The organism is Dermacoccus sp. NHGro5 (assembly GCF_017565385.1).
GTDB classification, from domain to species: domain Bacteria; phylum Actinomycetota; class Actinomycetes; order Actinomycetales; family Dermatophilaceae; genus Dermacoccus; species Dermacoccus nishinomiyaensis.
Window position 1 is genome coordinate 95350 of sequence record NZ_JAGEKQ010000004.1, and the last position, 19608, is coordinate 114957.

The following is a 19608-nucleotide window of genomic DNA, read 5'->3' on the forward strand; positions in this document are numbered from 1 at the left end:
TGGTGCGGGAACTGGGGGCGTGCGTGCGCGGGCGACCGGCGGGTGGCCGCCGGTCAGTGACCCATGCCGAGGCCACCGTCGACGGGGATGACGGCGCCGTTGATGTAGGCCGAGTCGTCGGAGGCGAGGAACGCGACGGCCGCGGCGACCTCGTCGGGCTGCGCGAACCGACCCGCCGGGATCGTCGCCTTGTACGCCGCCTGACGCTCGTCGGGCAGTGCGGCCGTCATGTCGGTCTCGATGAAGCCGGGCGCGACGACGTTCGCGGTGATGCCGCGCCCGCCGAGCTCACGCGCGATGGAGCGGGCGAGGCCGACGAGCCCGGCCTTCGACGCGCTGTAGTTGGTCTGGCCCGCGGAGCCGAACAGGCCGACGACGCTGGAGACGAAGATGATGCGCCCGCCCTTGCGCCGGATCATGCCCGTCGACGCCGCACGAGCGCAGCGGAAGGCGCCGGCGAGGTTGGTGTCGACGACGTTCTCGAAGGAGTCGTCGCTCATGCGCATGAGCAGGCCGTCGTCGGTGATACCGGCGTTGGCGACGACGACCTCGATCGGCCCGCCGGCGATCTGCGCGGCCTTCGCGAACGCCGCGTCGACCGATTCGGAGTTCGTCACGTCACCCGTGACGGCCGGGATGCCCTCGACGTCTTCACCGGAGCGCGACATGATGACGACGGCGTCCCCCTGCGCCTGGAAGCGTCGCGCGATGGCGAGCCCGATGCCGCGGTTGCCCCCGGTGACGAGGACGGTGCGGCGGCGCGACGGGGCGCTGGTGGTCTCGGGCGAGGTGGGCATGGGGACCTTCCGGGATGGGGCGGTGTGTTCTTCGTCGCACGCTATCGACTACCCCTGGGTAGACCAATCCGGGGCGTTTCGGGCGAGCCGGGGGCCCTCGAATACAGTGAGGCCATGGCGGATCAGGGGCAGCGACGGCTCTCGGCCACGAGCCTGCCCGAATCGGCGCAAGACGATCAGCGCCGCCGCATTCGCGGCTATCTCATCTCGATGGGCATCAGGACGGTGTGCTTCATCGCCGCCGTCCTCACCTGGTCACCCCTTCGCCCTCTCAGCCTCGTGTTCTTCGCCCTCGCCGCGATCCTGCCGTACGTCGCCGTCGTCTTCGCGAACGCGACGGGCAAGCGTCGCATCGACACGATGGGCGCCGTCACACCACCACCGGTGCCACACAAGGAGATCCATGGATCTGCGCGCGAACCTCGCTGATTCCGCCCCCGGTGACGAACCCGGCGCGGCATTTCCGGCGCTGCGCTGCAGCGCGAAGGGCTGTCGCGCCGAGGCAACCTGGGCGCTGCGCTGGAACAACCCGACGCTGCACACGCCCGAGCGGCGCAAGGTGTGGCTCGCCTGCGACGAGCACGAGCCGACACTGCGCGAGTTCCTGTCGATGCGCGGTTTCCACCGCGACACCGTGCGCCCGGCCGAGCTGCGCGCCACCGACGGCTGAGGCGGCCGCCCACGCGACGTTCAGCGCCCGTCGATAGGCTGGTGCGGTGCTGAGACTTCTCACGACCCGACGTTGGCTGACCTGGCTCCTCGTGGCCACGTTGTGGGCGACGTTGTGCGTCATTGCCGGGTTCTGGCAGTGGGGGCGCTGGGAGGACAAGAGCACGGTCCAGAACCGCATCGACGCCAACTATGACGCGACCCCCACCCCGATGAGCCGCGAGCTGAGCACCTCGCGGCCGCCGGCGAAGTCGGACGAGTGGAAGCAGGTCACCGGGCGCGGCCACTACGTCGGCGAACCACTCTTGGTGCGCAACCGCCCCGGCCCCGGCGGCGATTTCGGCTACGAGACGCTCGGCGTGTTCGAGGTCGACGGGATGAAGGTCGTCGTCGACCGCGGGTGGGTCGCGAACGGCGAGACCGCGGCGCGCCCCGCGTCGATCCCGCAGGCACCGAAGGGCGAGGTGACGCTGACGGGCTGGGTCCGCCCGAGCGAGAAGTCGTTGGGCCGCGCCGAGGTGAACGGTCAGGTCTCATCGATCTCCGTCGCAGACGTGGAGCGTGCCACCGGCGCGACGCTCGCGCAGGGGTACGTTCGAATGCGTTCGGAGAAGCTGGCCGACGGCTCGACACCGCCGCGGCCCGCCGCGCTCGACCGGCCGTCGCAGGGTTCCGCGGCCGGCATCAACCTCAGCTACGCGCTGCAGTGGTGGCTCGGTGCGATCGCCGGGTATGCCTTCGTCCTGCTGCGTGCACGCCGTGAGTACCTGGACTCGCTGGATTTGGCGGACGAGGCACGGGTGGCGCATGACACCGAGGCAGGCGGTGACAGCGCCTCAGCGACAGGTTTGACAGAGACCGGATCCACGACACCCGTGCGCCCGACGAAGCCCGCGAAGAAACCCCGCCCGCGCAAGCAGCGCATCTGGGACGAGGAGGACGCCTGAGCGCGTCCCCCTCACGACGGGCGGGCGGCGTGTTCCGCACACGCGCCGGACGTGCCACGATGGTGACATGGATTGTGGACTGAACGGCCGTAGCTACATCGTCACGGGTGCCTCGTCGGGCCTGGGCTTCGCCAGCGCGCAGGCGCTGGCCGCTGACGGTGCCGACCTCGTCATCGCCTCCCGCGATCAGGAGCGCATCGACGACGCCGCCGCGCGGCTCGACTCGCCCGCGGGGGTGCGCGCCGTCGTCGCCGACCTCGCGGACGAGTCTGCTGCGCAGCGACTCGTCGCCACGGCGCAGGAAGCCTACGGACGCCTCGACGGCGCCGTCATCTCCGTCGGCGGCCCGCCCGCCGGCCGCGTCGAGGACACGAGCGAACAGCAGTGGCGTGACGCGTTCGAGAGCGTCTTCCTCGGAGGGCTGCGCATGGCCCGCGCCGTGCTCGACACGCCCTTCGACCCCGCCTCAGGCATGGCGGTGACGCTCGTGCTGTCGTCGTCAGTGAAGTCGCCCATCCCGGGCCTCGCCATCTCCAACGGGCTGCGTCCCGGCCTTGCGATGGCGGCCAAGACCCTCGCCGACGAGTACGGCCCGCGCGGCGGGCGCGTCAACGTCCTTTTGCCGGGGCGCATCGACACCGACCGCGTCAAGAGCCTCGACGCCGGTACGGGAGATGCGGAGGCGTCGAAGGCGAAGGCCGAGGCGGTCATCCCACTGGGGCGTTACGGCACGCCGGAGGAGTTCGGCCGCGTCGCCGCGTTCGTCACGAGCCCGGCCGCGTCCTACCTCACGGGCATTGCGATCCCCGTCGACGGCGGGGCGCTGCGCACGCTCTGAAGCGCGCTCAGTCCTCCTTGAACTGGGTCGCGTGCAGCTGGGCGTAGAGCCCACCGGCGGCGAGCAGCTCCCGGTGCGTGCCGGTCTGCACGACGCGGCCGGCCTCGAGGACCACGATGACGTCCGCGTCGCGCACGGTCGAGAGGCGGTGGGCGATGACGAACGACGTCCGCCCGACGAGCGCGTTCGCGAGTGCCGCCTGCACCGCGGCTTCTGACTCGCTGTCGAGGTGCGCGGTCGCCTCGTCGAGGATGACGACGTCGGGCGCCTTGAGCAGCAGCCGTGCGATGGCGAGGCGCTGCTTCTCCCCGCCGGAGAGGCGGTGTCCGCGATCGCCGACGACGGTGTCGAGCCCGAGCGGCAGCCGCTCGACGAGGCTCCACACGTGGGCGGCACGGAGGGCGCTTTCCAGGTCGTCGTCGGTGGCGTCGGGGCGGGCGTAGAGCAGGTTGGCGCGCACGGTGTCGTGGAACATGTGCGCCTCCTGCGTCACGACGCCGATGCGGTCGCGGACGGAGGCGAGGCTCGCCTCGCGCAGGTCGAGCCCGCCGACGCGCACGGCACCGGACGTGGGGTCGAACAGACGCGGCACGAGGTTCGTCAGCGTCGTCTTGCCTGCGCCACTGGGCCCGACGAGCGCGACGAGCGCCCCGGCGGGCACGTCGAGGTCGATGCCGCTCAGCACGTCCTCTCCCCCGCGTCTGTCCCCCGTCACGTTCGCCTCGAGGGATTCGAGCGAGACGACGTCGGCGTCCGGGTAGGCGAAGGTGACGTCGTCGAACCTCACGCCCAGTGGCCCGTCAGGAAGCGCCCGGGCGGAGGGTGATTCGCGCACGAGCGGTTCGAGATCGAGCACCTCGAAGACGCGCTCGAACGAGACCATCGCGGCCATGACGTCGACGCGGACGTTCGACAGCGCCGTCAGTGGTGCGTAGAGGCGCCCGAGCAGCGCTGCGAGCGCGAGCAGGGTGCCGACCGTCATCGCGCCGTCGACCGCGAGCACCCCGCCGAGGCCGTAGACGAGCGCGGTCGCGAGGGAGGCCATGAGGGTGAGCGCGACGAGGAACATGCTCCGCTGCGCGGCGATCGAGACACCGATGTCGCGCACGCGTGCGGCGCGGGCGTCGTACTGCGCCGATTCCTCCTCCGGGCGCCCGAAGAGCTTGACGAGCAGCGCACCCGCGACGTTGAACCGCTCCGTCATCCGCGCGCCGAGTTCGGCGTTCAACGTCATCTGCTCGCGCGTCAGACCCGCCAGACGGCGGCCGAGGAAGCGCGTCGGCAGCAGGAACAACGGCACGAGGACGAGGGCAGCCAGCGTCAGCTGCCATGACAAGGACGTCATCGCGACGAGCAGCACGACGAGGCTCACGGCATTGCTGACGACCGTCGACAACGTCGTCGTGAACGCCTGCTGCGCACCGACGACGTCAGAGTTGATGCGCGTGACGAGGGCACCCGTCTGCGCCCGCGTGAAGAACGCGATGGGTTGGGCGAGCACGTGGCGGAACACGTCGGCGCGCAGGTCGAAGATGAGACCCTCGCCGAGGCGCGCCGACAGCCAGCGCTGCGTGATCGTGACGCCCGCGCTGAGCACGGCGACGAGCGCGACGGCGAGTGAGAGCCACACGACGACGTCGCGATGTCGCGGCACGACACCGTCGTCGATGATGTGCTTGAGCAGCAGCGGTGACGCGACGACCATGACGGCGTCGAGCACGACGAGGACGAGGAACGCCGCGATCGTGCGGCGGTAGCCGCGGGCGTAGCCCGCCACGCGGCGCACCGTGCCGGGGGCGAGACGCTGATCCTTGACGCTCGAGTCGCGTGACATCGAGCGCATCATCTGCCAGCCGGCGCCCATGGACATGTGAGCTCCTCAGGCCAGCGAGATGAGGTCGGCGTAGTCGGGGCCCCACAGATCCTCGACGCCATCGGGCAGCAGCAGGATGCGTTCGGGTTCGAGAGCCTCGACGGCGCCGTCGTCGTGGCTGACGAGGACGACCGCGCCCTCGTAGCCGCGCAGCGCGCCCAGGATCTCCTCGCGGCTGGCCGGGTCGAGGTTGTTCGTCGGTTCGTCGAGCAGCAGGACGTTGGCCGCGGACACGACGAGCAGCGCGAGCGACAGACGCGTCTTCTCACCACCGGAGAGCACGCCGGCTGGCTTCTCGACGTCGTCGCCGGAGAACAGGAACGAGCCGAGCACCTTGCGCACCTCGGTCTCGCCGAGATCGGGCGCGGCGGACTTCATGTTGTCGAGGACGCTGCGCTCGACGTCGAGGTTCTCGTGCTCCTGCGCGTAGTAGCCGATCTTCAGCCCGTGGCCGGCGATGATCCGGCCCGTGTCGGGTGCGTCGACGCCGGCGAGCATCCGAAGCAGCGTCGTCTTGCCCGCACCGTTGAGACCGAGGACGACGACCTTCGAGCCGCGGTCGATGGCGAGGTCGACGTCGGTGAAGATCTCGAGCGATCCGTACGAGCGCGAGAGCCCCTCGGCCATGAGCGGCGTCTTGCCGCACGGCGACGGCTTCGGGAAGCGCAGCTTCGCGACCTTGTCCTGCTGACGCTCGCCCTCGAGGCTGCCGAGCAGGCGCTCGGCGCGCTTGGCCATGTTCTGCGCCGCGGTCGCCTTCGACGCCTTCGCGCGCATCTTGTCGGCCTGCGCCATGAGCGCTCCGGCCTTCTTCTCCGCGTTCTGACGCTCGCGCTTGCGACGCTTCTCGTCCTGCTCACGCGCCTGCAGGTAGGCCTTCCAGCCGACGTTGTACTGGTCGAGCTCGACGCGGTTGGCGTCGAGGTGGAAGACCTTGGTGACGACGGCGTCGAGCAGTTCGACGTCGTGGCTGATGACGATGAGCCCGCCCTTGTACGCCTTGAGGTAGTCGCGCAGCCAATGGATCGAGTCGGCGTCGAGGTGGTTGGTCGGCTCGTCGAGCAGCAGCGTCTGCGCGCCGGAGAACAGGATGCGCGCGAGTTCGATGCGGCGTCGCTGACCACCCGAGAGCGTGCGCAGCGGCTGGGTGAGGATGCGCTCGTCGAGGGCGAGGCTGCTCGCGATCGACGAGGCCTCCGACTCCGAGGCGTACCCGCCGGCGGCGGTGAACTCGGCGTCGAGGCGCGTGTAGCGCTTCATCGCCTTCTCGCGCACGGCGTCGTCCTCGGAGGCCATGTTCGTCTCGGCGGTGCGCAGGTCGCGCGCGATGGCGTCAAGGCCGCGCGCGGACAGGATGCGGTCGCGGGCGAGGACGTCGAGGTCGCCGGTGCGTGGATCCTGCGGCAGGTAGCCGACCTCGCCGGAGGTGACGACGCGGCCCGCTGCGGGGATGCCGTCTCCGGCGAGCACCTTCGTCAGCGTCGTCTTGCCGGCTCCGTTGCGCCCGACGAGGCCGACGCGGTCGCCCGGGGCGACACGGAACGTCGCGTTCTCGAGCAGGATGCGCGAGCCGGCGCGCAGTTCGATGCCTTCGGCGGTGATCACGGGTGAAATCGCTCCTTCAGGGGCGGCAGGTGCGTCGAGGTGGGCCGACGGCGGTGTGGGGCGGCGTCGGGACGCGCAGCGGCGAGGGCGCTGCGGCGGGAAGCCAACCCACGTATTCTACGAGAGATGGTGGGAGGCGGACGCAGCGTCCGCCTCGACAGACGGAGGCTCTCTTGACGTTCAACGACAACGCGCAGCTCGACACCTCGCAGGTGACCTCGGGCGGCTCAGGTGGCTTCGGTGGCGGAGGCGGTGGCATGGGCGGGGGCCCGGTCGTCGGCGGCATCGGCGGTCTCATCCTCATGCTCATCTTCGCTCTTTTCGGCGGAAACCTCACCGGCGGGCCGGACAGTTCGGGCGGCGGCAGCACCGGCTCATCGGGCAGTTCGTACGGCTCAGGCCTCAACGGCTATGCCCAGGACACGCAGGACGTGTCGGGTTCGAATGACTCCGTCGCGCAGGCGATCGAGCAGTGCAAGACGGGTGCGGACGCCAACCGTGACGACACCTGCCGCATCGTCGGCACCGTCAACGCGGTGCAGGACTACTGGGGCAGCGCGCTGCCGAAGTTCACGAACGGCCGGACGCAGTACGAGAACGTCCCGACCGTGATCTTCAGCGGGCAGACGTCCTCGGGCTGCGGTACGGCCAGCTCGCAGATGGGCCCGTTCTACTGCCCGACCGACCGCAAGGTCTACATCGACGCCGCCTTCTTCCAAGAACTGACGAACAAGTACGGTGCCGATGGCGGCGCCCTGGCGAAGGAGTACGTCGTGGCCCACGAGTACGGCCACCACGTGCAGGACCTGCTCGGTGCGCTCGGCCGCGCACAGCAGGATCCGAAGGGTGCCGAATCGGGTTCGGTGCGTACCGAACTGCAGGCCGACTGCTACGCCGGCATCTGGGTCGCCCACGCGACGGAGTCGAAGGACAAGAACGGCAACACGCTGCTCAAGCCGGTCACCGACGACGACATCAAGTCAGCGCTGTCTGCGGCGTCGGCCGTCGGTGACGACCGCATCCAGCAGAAGGCCCAGGGTCGCGTCACGCCGGAGAGCTGGACGCACGGTTCGTCGGAGGCTCGGCAGAAGTGGTTCATGACCGGCTACGAGAAGGGCGACCTCAACTCGTGTGACACGTTCAACGTCGACAGCGTCGAGTGAGGTCGTGAAAACGCTCGGACGGGTCGGAAAATTGACCAAAAGTGATTGCACGCTCAATTTGTTCCGACCGTGAGCCGACGGTAATCTTGCAGGGCCGCACCGACGTCGGTGCGGCCCTGCTTCGTCGCTGAGTCCCGTCACGAAGGCCAGGTATCACCGCATTGCGCGGAGCGACGGGAGCGGTGCACCCAGCATCCGAGCCACCTTGGTGGCTCTTGGGGTGAAGCCGGCTCAGGCCGGCCGAGAATCTAGGATCTCGAACCCGACAGGTCATGCCTCGTAAGCGCTCCTGGAGAGATCCGACATGAAGAACATGTCCCGCCGCTCGTTCCTGGGAAACACGTCCAAGGTCGCCGTCGGCACCGCCCTCGCCACCTCCGCGCTGGGCGCGGTCTCGGTCGGCACCGCCTCGTCCGCCAGCGCCTCCGTCACCTCGGCGAGCGCTCGCCGCGTCGTCTCCAGCGCCTCGTCCCGACGCGGCGCCCCCTACGTCTACGGTGCGGCCGGCCCGTGGCGCTTCGACTGCTCGGGTCTGACGAGCTGGAGCTACCGCCAGGTCGGTCGCTCGATCCCCCGCACGGCCAACCAGCAGTACCGTGCCTCGTACCGCGTCTCGCGCGCTTCGGCTCGCCCGGGTGACCTTGCGTTCCTCACCTCCGGTGGCTACGCCTACCACGCGGCCGTCTACGCCGGCAACGGCATGGTCTGGCACGCACCGCGACCCGGCTCTCGTGTGCAGCTCGCGCGCGCCGGTTCCTCCTACCGCTTCGGCCGCGTCTGATCCGTTCGATCCTGACGCACGCCGCACAGCGCGACGAAGCCCGCCACCTCCATCGAGGTGGCGGGCTTCGTCGTACGGTAGCGGTGGCTCAGACGTTGAACCCGAGGGCGCGCAGCTGCTCGCGGCCGTCGTCGGTGATCTTGTCCGGGCCCCACGGCGGCATCCAGACCCAGTTGAGGGAGTGGCCGGCGACGACGTCCATGAGCGCCGTCGCGACCTGCTCCTCGATGACGTCGGTCAGCGGGCACGCCGCGGACGTCAGGGTCATGTCGATGACGGCGTGCTTGGAGTCGTCGACGGTGATGCCGTAGACGAGGCCGAGGTCGACGACGTTGATGCCGAGCTCGGGGTCGACGACGTCGCGCAGGGCCTCCTTGACGTCCTCGACGTCCGACTCGACGGGCGGGGTGGTTGTCTCGCTCATGCCGTGATCTCCTTGTCGCTGCTGGCGGTGGTGTCGCTGTTCGTGCTGTTCGCGGCGCTCCCGGCGAGGTCGAGGCCGAGCTTGCCGAGCGAATCCTGCAGGGCCGACCACGACAGCAGCGCGCACTTGACGCGCGCCGGGTACTGCGAGACCCCGGCGAGCGCGATCGCGTCACCGATGACCTCTTCGTCGCCGGCGTCCTTGCCCTTGCTCGTCAGCATGCTGCGCGTCGCGCCGAAGACCTCCTGCGCCTCGCGCAGCGTGTGCCCGACGAGGTTGTCGGCGAGCATCGACGCGGACGCGACCGAGATCGAGCAACCGATCGAGTCGTAGCTGACGTCCTTGATGACGGCGTCGTCACCCTCGCCCTCGACGTCGACGCGCAGAGTGATCTCGTCGCCGCACGAGGTGTTGACGTGGTGGCTCTCTGCCCCGAACGGCTCGCGCAGCCCCGCGTGCTGCGGGTGCTTGGAGTGATCGAGGATGAGTTCCTGGTACAGATCCATCTCAGACCTCCAGTCCGAAGATGCTCGGCACGCGATCGAGCGCCGCGAAGAACGCGTCGATGTCCTCGCGGGTCGAGTACACGTTGAAGCTGATGCGGCTGCTCGCGACGGCCTTGAGACGCCGGTGCAGCGGCCACGCGCAGTGGTGGCCGGTGCGGATGGCGACCCCGGCGTCGTCGACGATCTGGCCGACGTCGTGCGGGTGCACCTCGTCGACGGTGAACGCGACGGCGCCCGTGCGGGAAGCGGCATCGAGGGGGCCGAGGACGGTGGTCCACGGCCGGGCCGCGAAGCCCTCGAGCGCGTAGGTGATGAGATCCTGCTCGTGCGCGAAGACGTTCGCCATCCCGAGCGCGTCGAGGTAGTCGCACGCTGCGGCGAGACCGATGGCCTGTGCCGCATTCGGCGTGCCCGCCTCGAAGCGCTGCGGCGCGGGCGCGTATGTCGAGCCTTCGAGCCGGACGATCTCGATCATCGAACCGCCGGTGAGGAACGGCGGCATGGCGTTGAGCGTCGTGTTCTTCGCCCACAGCACGCCGATGCCGGTGGGGCCGAGCATCTTGTGGCCGGAGAAGGCGAGGAAGTCGACGTCGAGCTCGCGCACGTCGACCGGCATGTGCGGCACCGACTGGCACGCGTCGAGCACGACCCACGCACCGACCTCACGGGCGATCGCGCTGATCTCGTCGACGGGGTTGATCGTGCCGAGCACGTTCGACACGTGCGAGAACGCGACGATCTTCGTCTTCTCGCCGACGGTCGCCCGCATCGAGTCGAGGTCGATGCGGCCGTCGTCGGTGATCTCGCACCAGCGCAGCGTGGCGCCCGTGCGGCGCGCGAGCTCCTGCCACGGCACGAGGTTGGCGTGATGCTCCATCGGCGTGATGACGATCTCGTCACCCGGGCCGATGCGCAGCCGCTCGGCCAGCTCCGGGTCGACGCCGTCGAGCGCGCCGTCGAAACCTGCGTTGCTGAAGGCGTACGCGACGAGGTTGAGCGCCTCCGTCGCGTTCTTCGTGAACACGATCTCGTCGGCCTCACCACCGATGAAGCCGGAGATCGTGGCACGAGCCGCCTCGTAGGCATCCGTCGCCGCCTCCGACAACTGGTGCGCACCGCGGTGCACCGCGGCGTTCACCGTCCGGTAGAAATCACCCTCGGCCGTGATGACGGCTTCGGGGCTCTGCGACGTCGCGCCGGAGTCGAGGTAGACCAGCGGCTTGCCGTCGCGGACGCGGCGCGCGAGCACGGGAAAATCCTCTCGCACGCGCGCCGCGTCGAACGAAACGTCAGCCATGATCAGGCCTTGACCTCGCTGCCGACCGCCGCGTTGACGTACCGGTCGTAGCCCTCGGCCTCGAGACGGTCGGCCAGCTCGGGGCCACCCTCCTCGGCGACGCGGCCGTTCACGAACACGTGCACGTGGTCGGGCTTGATGTAGCGCAGGATGCGCGTGTAGTGCGTGATGAGCAGGACGCCGCAGTTCGTCTCCGCCTTGGCGCGGTTCACGCCTTCGGAGACGATGCGCAGCGCGTCGACGTCGAGGCCGGAGTCGGTCTCGTCGAGGATCGCCATCTTCGGCTTGAGCAGCTCCATCTGGAGGATCTCGTGGCGCTTCTTCTCGCCACCGGAGAAGCCCTCGTTGACGTTGCGGTCGGCGAACGCCGGATCCATCTTGAGGTTGCCCATGGCGTCCTTGACGTCCTTGACCCACGTGCGCAGCTTCGGCGCCTCGCCGTCGACGGCTGTCTTCGCGGTGCGCAGGAAGTTGGAGACGGTGACGCCGGGAACCTCGACGGGGTACTGCATCGCGAGGAAGACGCCGGCGCGGGCGCGCTCGTCGACGTCCATCGCGAGAACGTCCTCGCCGTCGAGCGTCACGGTGCCGGAGGTGATCGTGTACTTCGGGTGACCCGCGATCGAGTACGCGAGGGTCGACTTGCCGGAGCCGTTCGGGCCCATGATGGCGTGCGTCTCCCCCGAGTTGATCGTCAGGTTGACGCCCTTGAGGATCTCCTTCGTCCCGTTCTCCGTCTCGACGGTGACGTGGAGGTCGCGAATCTCAAGCGTAGACATGGTGTTTCGTCCTTCGTTCGAAAAGTTGGTGGGTGCGCCGGCGCCAGGCTCAGGCGGGGATGCCGACGAACACGGCCGAGCCGTCGATCTTCGTCGGGTAGACGTTGACGGGCTGCATCGCGGGAAGGCTCATCGGCTTGCCCGTCTCATAGTTGAACTTCGAGCCGTGCAACCAGCACTCGATGCCGTCGTCGTCGACCTCACCCTCGGACAGGGACACGGCCGCGTGCGTGCACGTGTCATCGAGCGCGTGGATGACGCCGTTCGAGTCCTTCGCGAGGCAGATGACGAGGTCGTCGACGTCGACCTTGATCGCGCCGGGCTGCGGGATCTCCTCGACGCTCGCAAGGTTGACCCACTCGACGTTCTCACTCATGCCTGCTCCTCGACGATCTCCTGCGTCGCCGCGAGCTCGGCCTCGATGGCCTGCATGAGCGGGTCGACGACCTCGGGGACACCGATCTTGTTGATGATGTCCGCGAAGAAGCCACGCACGACGAGACGACGCGCCTCGGCCTCGGGGATACCGCGTGCTTGCAGGTAGAACAACTGCTCGTCGTCGAAACGGCCCGTCGAGCTCGCGTGGCCGGCGCCCTCGATCTCGCCGGTCTCGATCTCGAGGTTCGGCACGGAGTCGGCTCGGGCGCCGTCCGTCAGGACGAGGTTGCGGTTGAGCTCGTACGTCTCGATGCCCTCGGCCTCGGCGCGGATCAGCACGTCACCGACCCAGACGGTACGGGCCGTCTCGCCCTGCAGTGCGCCCTTGTACGTGACGAGGGAGGTGCAGCGCGGCGCGTTGTGGTCGACGAACGAGCGGTGCTCGAGGTGCTGACCGGCGTCGGAGAAGTAGACGCCGAGCAGCGTCGCCTCGCCGCCGGGGCCCGCGTAGCGGACGTTCGAGTTCATGCGGACGATGGCGCCACCGAGCGTCACCGCGATGTGGCGGTATGACGCGTCACGACCGACGAGGGCCGTGTGATCGGCGAGGTGCAGCGCGTCGTCGTCCCAGCGTTGGACGGAGACGAGCGTGAGATCGGCGCCGTCCTCGGTGATGATCTCGACGTTGGCCGTCACCTGCGCGGAGCCGGTGTGATCGAGGATGACGAGAGCCTTCGAGTGGTGCTTGGCCTCGATGACGACATGGCCGTTGGCGCGCTTGTCGGCGCCCTCACCGTGGATCGTCAGGCGCACCGGCTGCGTCAGCTCCGCCTCGGCGGGGATGACGAGGTGGCTCGCGTCCTGCGTCAGCGCGTGCGCGAGCACCGACGCGCGGTCGCCCGGCGTCAGGACGGTGCCGCGCGGGGCCTCGCCGATCGCGAGCGTGCCGGTCTCGAAACCCTCACCCTCGATCGTGACGGTGAGCGCGTCGTCGTCCGTGACCTTCTCGGCCAGCAGCGGCGAGAGGCGGTCGACGGGGGTGAAGCGCCACTCCTCCTCGCGCCCGCTCGGCACGCCGAAGTCGGCGACGTCGAACGACTTCTTGCGCTCGGCGCGCGACTGGTCCGGCACGAACCCGCCGTCGGTGTGCTGGCCTGCGAGGGTGGCCTGGGAGGTCTTGCCCAGTTCAGAGATCTCGGCGGTCATCAGCCGACGGCTCCTTCCATCTGGAGTTCGATGAGACGGTTGAGTTCGAGCGCGTATTCCATCGGCAGCTCGCGGGCGATCGGCTCGACGAAGCCGCGGACGATCATCGCCATCGCTTCTTCCTCGGACAGGCCGCGGCTGCGCAGGTAGAACAGCTGGTCCTCGGACACCTTCGAGACGGTCGCCTCGTGGCCCATCTGCACGTCGTCCTCACGGACGTCGACGTAGGGGTAGGTGTCGGAGCGGGAGATCTGGTCGACGAGCAGCGCGTCGCAGACGACGGAGCTCTTCGAGTGTTCGGCGCCCTCGAGCACCTGCACGAGACCGCGGTACGACGTACGGCCACCGCCACGGGCGACGGACTTCGACACGATCGTCGAGCTCGTGTTCGGGGCGGCGTGCACCATCTTGGCGCCGGCGTCCTGGTGCTGGCCCTCGCCGGCGAACGCGATCGACAGCGTCTCGCCGCGCGCGTGCTCGCCCATGAGGAAGACGGCCGGGTACTTCATCGTCACCTTGGAACCGATGTTGCCGTCGATCCACTCCATCGTCGCGCCCTCCTCGCAGGTGGCGCGCTTCGTGACGAGGTTGTAGACGTTGTTCGACCAGTTCTGGATCGTCGTGTAGCGCACGCGTGCGTTCTTCTTCACGACGATCTCGACGACGGCCGAGTGAAGCGAGTCGGTCTTGTAGATCGGCGCGGTGCAGCCCTCGACGTAGTGAACGTACGAGCCCTCGTCGGCGATGATGAGCGTGCGCTCGAACTGGCCCATGTTCTCCGTGTTGATGCGGAAGTAGGCCTGCAGCGGGATGTCGACGTGGACACCCTTCGGCACGTAGATGAACGAGCCACCCGACCATACGGCCGTGTTGAGCGCGGCGAACTTGTTGTCACCGGCGGGGATGACGGTGCCGAAGTACTCGCGGAAGAGTTCCTCGTGCTCACGCAGGCCCGTGTCGGTGTCGACGAAGATGACGCCCTTCTCCTCCAGGTCCTCACGGATCTGGTGGTAGACGACCTCAGACTCGTACTGCGCGGCGACGCCCGCGATGAGGCGCTGCTTCTCAGCCTCCGGGATGCCGAGCTTGTCGTACGTGTTCTTGATGTCCTCGGGAAGCTCGTCCCACGTCGTGGCCTGCTTCTCCGTCGACTTCACGAAGTACTTGATGTTCTGGAAGTCGATGCCCGTGAGGTCGCTGCCCCAGTTCGGCATCGGCTTCTTCTCGAAGAGGCCGAGCGACTTCATGCGCAGCTTCTTCATCCACTCCGGCTCGTTCTTGCGGTCCGAGATGTCCGCGACGATGTCGGGGTTGAGGCCACGCTTCGCGGATGCGCCGGCGGTGTCGGTGTCCGCCCATCCGTACTCGTAGCGGCCGAGGTCGGCAAGACCCGGGTTGAGCTCTTCGATGGTGCTCATCGCTGCTCCTTCTTCTGGTGGGCGTCGGTCTGGTCGGGGGTGTCGAGGTGGCGGCTTACGCCGGGCGCGGCGTGCGGTCCTGGCGGGCCGGCGTCCTGCACTCGTGGCACGGCGGGCGTCGGGATGAACGTCGTGCAGACGTGGTCACCGTGCGCGAGGGAGGCCAGGCGCTGCACGTGCACGCCCAGGACCTCGGAGAACGCGGCACGCTCGGCCTCGCAGAACTCGGGGTGGCTCGCCGCGACGTGCTGCACCGGGCAGTGCCCCTGGCACAGCTGTACGCCGGCGAGCGGGGTTCCCTCCGCGACGGGACGCGTCGAGGCGGCAAAGCCCTGACGGGACAGGGCGCGTGCGAGGGCGTCGGCGCGGGCGTCGGGGTCGTCACCGGCGGCCTCGACGGCGGGACGGACGCTGTGGGCCAGCTCGCGGGCACGTTCCTGCGCGACGGCGACGAGTGCCTGCTCTCCCCCGAGCTCGATGAGGTGCTCGATGACCTGCGAGGCGAGAGCATCGTAGCCGTCGGGCATCGCGCCGTGGCCGGCTTCGGTGAGGACGTAGGCGCGCGCAGGGCGACCGCGCCGGCGTGCACCTGTCGTCGGGGCCTCGCGTTCGGCGATGAGGCCGTCAGCGAGCAGAGCGTCGAGGTGACGGCGCATGGCCGCGGGCGTGAGGTTCATCCGCTGCCCCAGCTCGGCCGCCGTCACGGGGCCGTGCTCGGAGACGGCCGTACGGACGCGTTCGCGGGTCGAGGTGGCCGGTGCCGTTGCGTTCGAGGCCGCCTGCTGCGTGCTCACGTTCGTGGGCGTGTTCATGGTCGACCTCCTTCGCGTGAACGGCTCACACCTAAATTAACAACACCAATGTTGCGTAATTCCCTCGGAGAGTGAAACTGAGGTTCACCTCACCTCGACGCGGGAGTCGACGCGCCCGGGCCCGGCGCCGGGTCGCGCGTAGACTTCACGGGTGCCGAAACTGCCCGCAAGCCCCGACGACGGCGCCGCGAGGGCTGCCGTCAACATCCGCGACGTCACGCACGCCTACTCCGGCAACCCCGCCCTGCGCGGGCTGTCGTGGAGCGCTCCCGCCGGTCGAGTGACGGCCGTTCTCGGCCGCAACGGCGCGGGCAAGACGAGCGTCATCGAGATGGCAGAGGGGCTGCGGCGCCCCGATTCGGGCAGCATCCAGGTGCTCGGGGTCGAACCGTGGAACGCCGATGCCGATCATCGCGCGCGCGTCGGTGTCATGCTGCAGGACGGCGGGCTGCCGATGGGAACCAAGCCGATGGCGCTGCTGCGTCACCTCGCGTCGTTCTACCGCGCCCCCCGCGACGTCGACGAGCTCGCCGCGCGCCTGGAGATCCCGTCGTACAACCGCACGAGCGTGCGACGCCTGTCCGGGGGCCAGCGCCAGCGGGTCGCACTCGCGGCGGCGATGGTGGGGCAGCCCGACCTGCTGTTCCTCGACGAACCCACCGCCGGCCTCGACCCGCACGCCCGCCGCGAGGTGTGGGCGATCATCAGCGACGAACGCGACCGCGGCGCGAGCGTCGTCGTCACGACGCATTCGTTCGAGGAGGCTGAACGCCTCGCCGACCACGTCGTCATCATGAACGCGGGAACGTGCGTGGCGCAGGGCACGCTGGATGCGGTCACCCACGGGCGTGACCTCGAGGACGTCTACTTCGACCTGACGGAGGCCGCGCGATGACCCGCCCCGATTCGACCCCGGCGACGTCGGCGTCCTCGACGACATCGATGGCCGAGGTGCCCTCCAAGCGCTCGATGGCTGCTGACGCGACGACCCGGGCGGCTGCGCCCGGCCGACGGATGCGCGCCCAGGCGGCGTTCGAGGGCCGCACGTTGCTCGCGAACGGCGAGCAGCTGCTCGTCTCCTTGCTGCTCCCGGCGATGGCCCTGCTCGGACTGCACTTCGCCTCGACGCCGGATCTCGGCCCGGGGCGCCGGATCGACCTCGCGACGCCGGGCATCCTCGCGCTCGCCGTGGTGTCGACGGCGTTCACCGGCCAGGCCATCGCGACGGGCTTCGACCGACGCTACGGCGTGCTGCGACTGCTCGGTGTGACGCCCCTCGGCAGCCGCGGCTTGCTCGTCGCCAAGGCGGTGGCGGTCGCCGGTGTCGTCGCGGTGCAGACGCTCGTCCTCGGCGGGCTCGGGCTCGTGCTCGGCTGGCACCCGCACTGGGTGGGCGTGCCGCTCGCCATCGTGTTCCTGCTGCTCGCGTGCTGGGTATTCGTCGCGCTCGCTCTCGTCGTCGCGGGCCGGATCCGCGCCGAGGGTGTCCTCGTCGTCGCAAACCTGCTGTGGGTCCTGCTCGCCGTCGGCGGTGGCCTGCTGCTCGCGACCACGCAGTACCCGTCGTGGTGGGAGCCGATCGCGCGCTTCCTGCCCACCGGCGCGCTCGGCGACGGTCTGCGCTCGGCGCTCACCGGCTCGGGACCGCTGGCGCTCCCCCTCGTCGTGCTCGTCATCTGGGGTGCTGTGCTGACGTTCGCCGCGTCGCGGTTGTTCCGCTGGTCCGACTGAAATTTTCCCTGCTGCGTGGCAAGCGAGCCTGTGCCTAGCGCCCACGTGGCTCCGGCAGGTGGTGACGAAGGTCCCCCGCCCCAGGCGCGCCCGGGCGTCCGATCTGTGATGGGCGCCCACTACGCTTGGATGTCGTGACTCACTCCTCCCCGATGACGTCCGACGCGGCCGTTGGCGCCGCGCCCGTCGCGCCTCCTGAATCTCGTCCCGTCAACCCGTGGTTGAAGCGGCTGTTCTGGCTCAACCTGGTCGTCGAGATCGGCATCGTCGTGACGGGTGGGCTCGTGCGTCTCACCGGTTCGGGGCTCGGGTGCCCGACATGGCCGCAGTGCGTTCCCGGCTCGTACACGCCGGTGCCGGAGCAGGAACAGTCCTGGCACAAGTACATCGAGTTCGGCAACCGGACGCTGACGGGCGTCGTCGGTATCGTCGCCATCGCGCTGTGCCTGGGCATCTTCTTCTGGGCTCGCACGCGTCGTCGCCTGCTCCTGCCCGCCGGGTGCGTTGTCCTCGGCATCGTGCTGCAGGCCGTCGTCGGTGGCATCACGGTTCACATGGATCTCAACCCGTTCATCGTGGCCTTGCACTTCATGCTGTCGATGCTGCTCGTCACGGCGTCCGCGTGGCTCGTGTGGCGTGGGCGTGAGGGCGACGGGCCGAAGCGACCGCTCGTGCCGACGCCCATCGCCGTCGTCGCGAAGATCGCCGCCGTTCTCGCGTTCGTCGTTCTCGTGCTCGGCACGATGGTGACCGGTTCCGGTCCGCACAGCGGTGATGCCGACGAGCCCGCCCGCACCGGGTGGGACGCGCGGAGCGTCGCGTGGCTGCACGCCGACACCGTCATGCTGTTCTGCGGGCTCGTCGTCGCCGTCCTGCTCTCGCTGTTCGTCCTGCGCAGCCCTGCCACCACGCGACGCACCTGGATCGGCCTGCTCGTCATCACTCTGCTGCAGGGCGTGCTCGGCTACGTCCAGTACTTCACGGGCGTGCCGTGGGTGCCGGTGCTGTTCCACATGCTCGGCGCGTGCCTGCTCGTCACGTGGATGACCTGGGCCCTCTGCTGCCTGCGCGAGCGCCCCTGAGACGCCTGCTCCGCCGACTTCCCCTCCACCACGACCCGTCTCATCGCTGGCGGCGGCAATCGTCGGACCTGACCAGGTGGCCGCAAATGTGGACGAAAATCGCAGGGGTGGACATGAATCGCGAGTGTGTCCACCGGACGACGAAGCGGGCCTCACCAGATGGTGGGGCCCGCTTCGTCAGTGAGTCGATGCGTTTCGGTGACTCGGTGTGATCAGCGGATGACCGCGTAGTACCAGATCGGGTCGAGGGCGACGCCGATGAACAGCAGCGTCAGGTAGCTGATCGAGTAGTGGAACAGGCGCATCGGCTTGAGCACCGAGTACGGGGCGCCTTCCTTTGCGCGCTTGAGCAGCATGTGCGCCTCGAGCAGGAACACGGCGCCGGAGACGACGGCGATGACGGCGTAGATCCATCCCATGGGCGCGATCGGGATGAGCGCGAGCGACGTCAGCACCGTCACCCACGAGTAGGCGACGATCTGCTTCCCGACGGTCACGTCCTCGGCGATGACGGGCAGCATGGGGACGCCGGCGTTCGCGTAGTCGTCCTTGAACCGCATCGACAGCGGCCAGTAGTGCGGCGGCGTCCAGAAGAAGACGACGAGGAAAAGCACGAGCGCCGACCACGACACCGAGTTCGTGACGGCGGACCAGCCGATGAGCACCGGCATGCATCCGGCGACGCCGCCCCACACGATGTTCTGCGACGTGCGGCGCTTCAGCAGGATCGTGTAGAAGCCCACGTACAGCACGATGGCGCCGAGCGAGAGCCATGCGCTCAGCCAGTTGACGAGCAGCCCCAGCCACAGTGTCGCGGCGACGCCGAGCACGAGGCCGAAGATCAGCGCGGCCCGCGGCGTGATCGCCCCCGTGACGAGCGGTCGCCCCTCGGTGCGGTGCATGAGCTTGTCGATGTCTCGATCGAGGTAGCAGTTGAGCACGTTCGCCGAGGACGCCGACAGCGTGCCGCCGACCAGCGTCGCGACGATGAGCCATGCCTCCGGTACGCCGCGCTCGGCGAGAAACATCACCGGGAACGTCGTGACGAGCAGCAACTCGATGATGCGCGGCTTCGTCAGCGCGACGTAGTCGCCGATCTTCGCCTTGAGCGAGCGGTCACCGACGGGGCCTGTGGCCTCGCGGTTCGGCACGGTCGTGTCCTGTTCGAGCGCTGTCACGGTGTCCTTCATCGGTGCGATCGGGGCAGACGGACGAGGGTCCGTCTCAGGCCAGTCTACTCAGGGTGACTCGCGACCTCGACGAGGACTAGGCTCGCCTCGAGTTCGATTCCGACACGAAGGA

At 69.1% G+C, this 19608-nt stretch carries 21 protein-coding genes and 1 riboswitch; of the genes, 9 read left to right on the forward strand and 12 right to left on the reverse strand.

What is annotated here, in order from left to right; translation table 11 throughout:
- Positions 1 to 53: 53 nt before the first annotated feature.
- Positions 54 to 797: a 3-oxoacyl-ACP reductase FabG gene (gene fabG / locus J4Z35_RS01485; RefSeq protein WP_074039335.1), complete on the reverse strand. Its 744-nt coding sequence runs from the start codon at positions 795 to 797 to the stop codon at positions 54 to 56.
- A 114-nt stretch (positions 798 to 911) separates the two neighbouring features.
- On the opposite strand from fabG, the gene J4Z35_RS01490 reads away from it, so the two are divergent.
- The 4 genes from J4Z35_RS01490 to J4Z35_RS01505 all read left to right on the forward strand — a co-directional run bounded on the left by J4Z35_RS01490 (position 912) and on the right by J4Z35_RS01505 (position 3251).
- A complete protein-coding gene (locus J4Z35_RS01490; protein ID WP_006945365.1) occupies positions 912 to 1226 on the forward strand; it encodes a DUF3099 domain-containing protein in 315 nt (104 codons plus the stop codon).
- Positions 1201 to 1467, forward strand: a complete 267-nt coding sequence (locus J4Z35_RS01495) for a hypothetical protein (protein ID WP_074039336.1) — start codon at positions 1201 to 1203, stop codon at positions 1465 to 1467. Before J4Z35_RS01490 ends, J4Z35_RS01495 begins: the two co-directional genes overlap by 26 nt.
- A gap of 46 nt (positions 1468 to 1513) precedes the next feature.
- On the forward strand, positions 1514 to 2413 hold the full coding sequence (locus J4Z35_RS01500) for an SURF1 family protein (protein WP_136788383.1): 900 nt from the start codon (positions 1514 to 1516) through the stop codon (positions 2411 to 2413).
- A gap of 67 nt (positions 2414 to 2480) precedes the next feature.
- Entirely contained in the window at positions 2481 to 3251 is a 771-nt protein-coding gene (locus J4Z35_RS01505) for an SDR family oxidoreductase (RefSeq protein ID WP_006945419.1), read from the forward strand.
- Positions 3252 to 3258: 7 nt separating this feature from the next.
- Here the strand turns inward: J4Z35_RS01505 and J4Z35_RS01510 are convergent, their stop codons facing one another.
- Positions 3259 to 5121 carry an ABC transporter ATP-binding protein gene (locus J4Z35_RS01510; RefSeq protein WP_040014657.1) on the reverse strand — a complete coding sequence of 621 codons (1863 nt, stop codon included), beginning with the start codon at positions 5119 to 5121 and terminating at the stop codon, positions 3259 to 3261.
- 9 nt (positions 5122 to 5130) lie between these two features.
- Positions 5131 to 6729, reverse strand: a complete 1599-nt coding sequence (locus J4Z35_RS01515; RefSeq protein WP_136788384.1) for an ABC-F family ATP-binding cassette domain-containing protein — start codon at positions 6727 to 6729, stop codon at positions 5131 to 5133.
- A gap of 173 nt (positions 6730 to 6902) precedes the next feature.
- On the opposite strand from J4Z35_RS01515, the gene J4Z35_RS01520 reads away from it, so the two are divergent.
- Positions 6903 to 7892 carry a neutral zinc metallopeptidase gene (locus J4Z35_RS01520; RefSeq protein WP_136788385.1) on the forward strand — a complete coding sequence of 330 codons (990 nt, stop codon included), beginning with the start codon at positions 6903 to 6905 and terminating at the stop codon, positions 7890 to 7892.
- Positions 7893 to 8007: 115 nt separating this feature from the next.
- A riboswitch (cyclic di-AMP (ydaO/yuaA leader) is annotated at positions 8008 to 8193 on the forward strand.
- A gap of 3 nt (positions 8194 to 8196) precedes the next feature.
- Complete coding sequence (locus J4Z35_RS01525; protein ID WP_083603764.1) at positions 8197 to 8673, forward strand: C40 family peptidase; 477 nt, start codon at positions 8197 to 8199, stop codon at positions 8671 to 8673.
- Positions 8674 to 8761: 88 nt separating this feature from the next.
- Here the strand turns inward: J4Z35_RS01525 and J4Z35_RS01530 are convergent, their stop codons facing one another.
- From J4Z35_RS01530 to J4Z35_RS01565, 8 genes are read right to left on the reverse strand one after another with little or no spacing between them, the layout of a single operon-like run.
- Positions 8762 to 9097, reverse strand: a complete 336-nt coding sequence (locus J4Z35_RS01530; protein WP_006945372.1) for a metal-sulfur cluster assembly factor — start codon at positions 9095 to 9097, stop codon at positions 8762 to 8764.
- Positions 9094 to 9603 carry a Fe-S cluster assembly sulfur transfer protein SufU gene (sufU, locus tag J4Z35_RS01535; RefSeq protein WP_074045302.1) on the reverse strand — a complete coding sequence of 170 codons (510 nt, stop codon included), beginning with the start codon at positions 9601 to 9603 and terminating at the stop codon, positions 9094 to 9096. The genes J4Z35_RS01530 and sufU overlap by 4 nt, the downstream gene beginning before the upstream one ends.
- A gap of 1 nt (position 9604) precedes the next feature.
- Positions 9605 to 10900 (reverse strand): SufS family cysteine desulfurase, encoded by a 1296-nt coding sequence (locus J4Z35_RS01540; protein ID WP_115296208.1) that lies wholly within the window; start codon positions 10898 to 10900, stop codon positions 9605 to 9607.
- Between the two features lie 2 nt (positions 10901 to 10902).
- On the reverse strand, positions 10903 to 11679 hold the full coding sequence (gene sufC / locus J4Z35_RS01545) for a Fe-S cluster assembly ATPase SufC (RefSeq protein ID WP_038568278.1): 777 nt from the start codon (positions 11677 to 11679) through the stop codon (positions 10903 to 10905).
- 49 nt (positions 11680 to 11728) lie between these two features.
- Complete coding sequence (locus tag J4Z35_RS01550) at positions 11729 to 12055, reverse strand: non-heme iron oxygenase ferredoxin subunit (RefSeq protein WP_006945472.1); 327 nt, start codon at positions 12053 to 12055, stop codon at positions 11729 to 11731.
- Positions 12052 to 13263, reverse strand: a complete 1212-nt coding sequence (gene sufD / locus J4Z35_RS01555; RefSeq protein ID WP_006945352.1) for a Fe-S cluster assembly protein SufD — start codon at positions 13261 to 13263, stop codon at positions 12052 to 12054. Before sufD ends, J4Z35_RS01550 begins: the two co-directional genes overlap by 4 nt.
- Complete coding sequence (sufB, locus tag J4Z35_RS01560) at positions 13263 to 14681, reverse strand: Fe-S cluster assembly protein SufB (protein WP_006945377.1); 1419 nt, start codon at positions 14679 to 14681, stop codon at positions 13263 to 13265. Before sufB ends, sufD begins: the two co-directional genes overlap by 1 nt.
- Positions 14678 to 15493 carry a helix-turn-helix domain-containing protein gene (locus J4Z35_RS01565; protein ID WP_074045300.1) on the reverse strand — a complete coding sequence of 272 codons (816 nt, stop codon included), beginning with the start codon at positions 15491 to 15493 and terminating at the stop codon, positions 14678 to 14680. Before J4Z35_RS01565 ends, sufB begins: the two co-directional genes overlap by 4 nt.
- 151 nt (positions 15494 to 15644) lie before the next feature.
- Here J4Z35_RS01565 and J4Z35_RS01570 point away from each other — a divergent pair, with 151 nt between their 5' ends.
- The 3 genes from J4Z35_RS01570 to J4Z35_RS01580 all read left to right on the forward strand — a co-directional run bounded on the left by J4Z35_RS01570 (position 15645) and on the right by J4Z35_RS01580 (position 18306).
- Positions 15645 to 16388: an ABC transporter ATP-binding protein gene (locus J4Z35_RS01570; protein ID WP_208065315.1), complete on the forward strand. Its 744-nt coding sequence runs from the start codon at positions 15645 to 15647 to the stop codon at positions 16386 to 16388.
- Positions 16385 to 17224 carry an ABC transporter permease gene (locus J4Z35_RS01575; RefSeq protein WP_083607145.1) on the forward strand — a complete coding sequence of 280 codons (840 nt, stop codon included), beginning with the start codon at positions 16385 to 16387 and terminating at the stop codon, positions 17222 to 17224. The genes J4Z35_RS01570 and J4Z35_RS01575 overlap by 4 nt, the downstream gene beginning before the upstream one ends.
- 134 nt (positions 17225 to 17358) lie before the next feature.
- Positions 17359 to 18306 (forward strand): COX15/CtaA family protein, encoded by a 948-nt coding sequence (locus tag J4Z35_RS01580; RefSeq protein WP_240742493.1) that lies wholly within the window; start codon positions 17359 to 17361, stop codon positions 18304 to 18306.
- Positions 18307 to 18518: 212 nt separating this feature from the next.
- On the opposite strand, the gene J4Z35_RS01585 is transcribed toward J4Z35_RS01580, so the two are convergent.
- Positions 18519 to 19496 (reverse strand): heme o synthase, encoded by a 978-nt coding sequence (locus J4Z35_RS01585; RefSeq protein WP_006945342.1) that lies wholly within the window; start codon positions 19494 to 19496, stop codon positions 18519 to 18521.
- Positions 19497 to 19608: the final 112 nt, after the last annotated feature.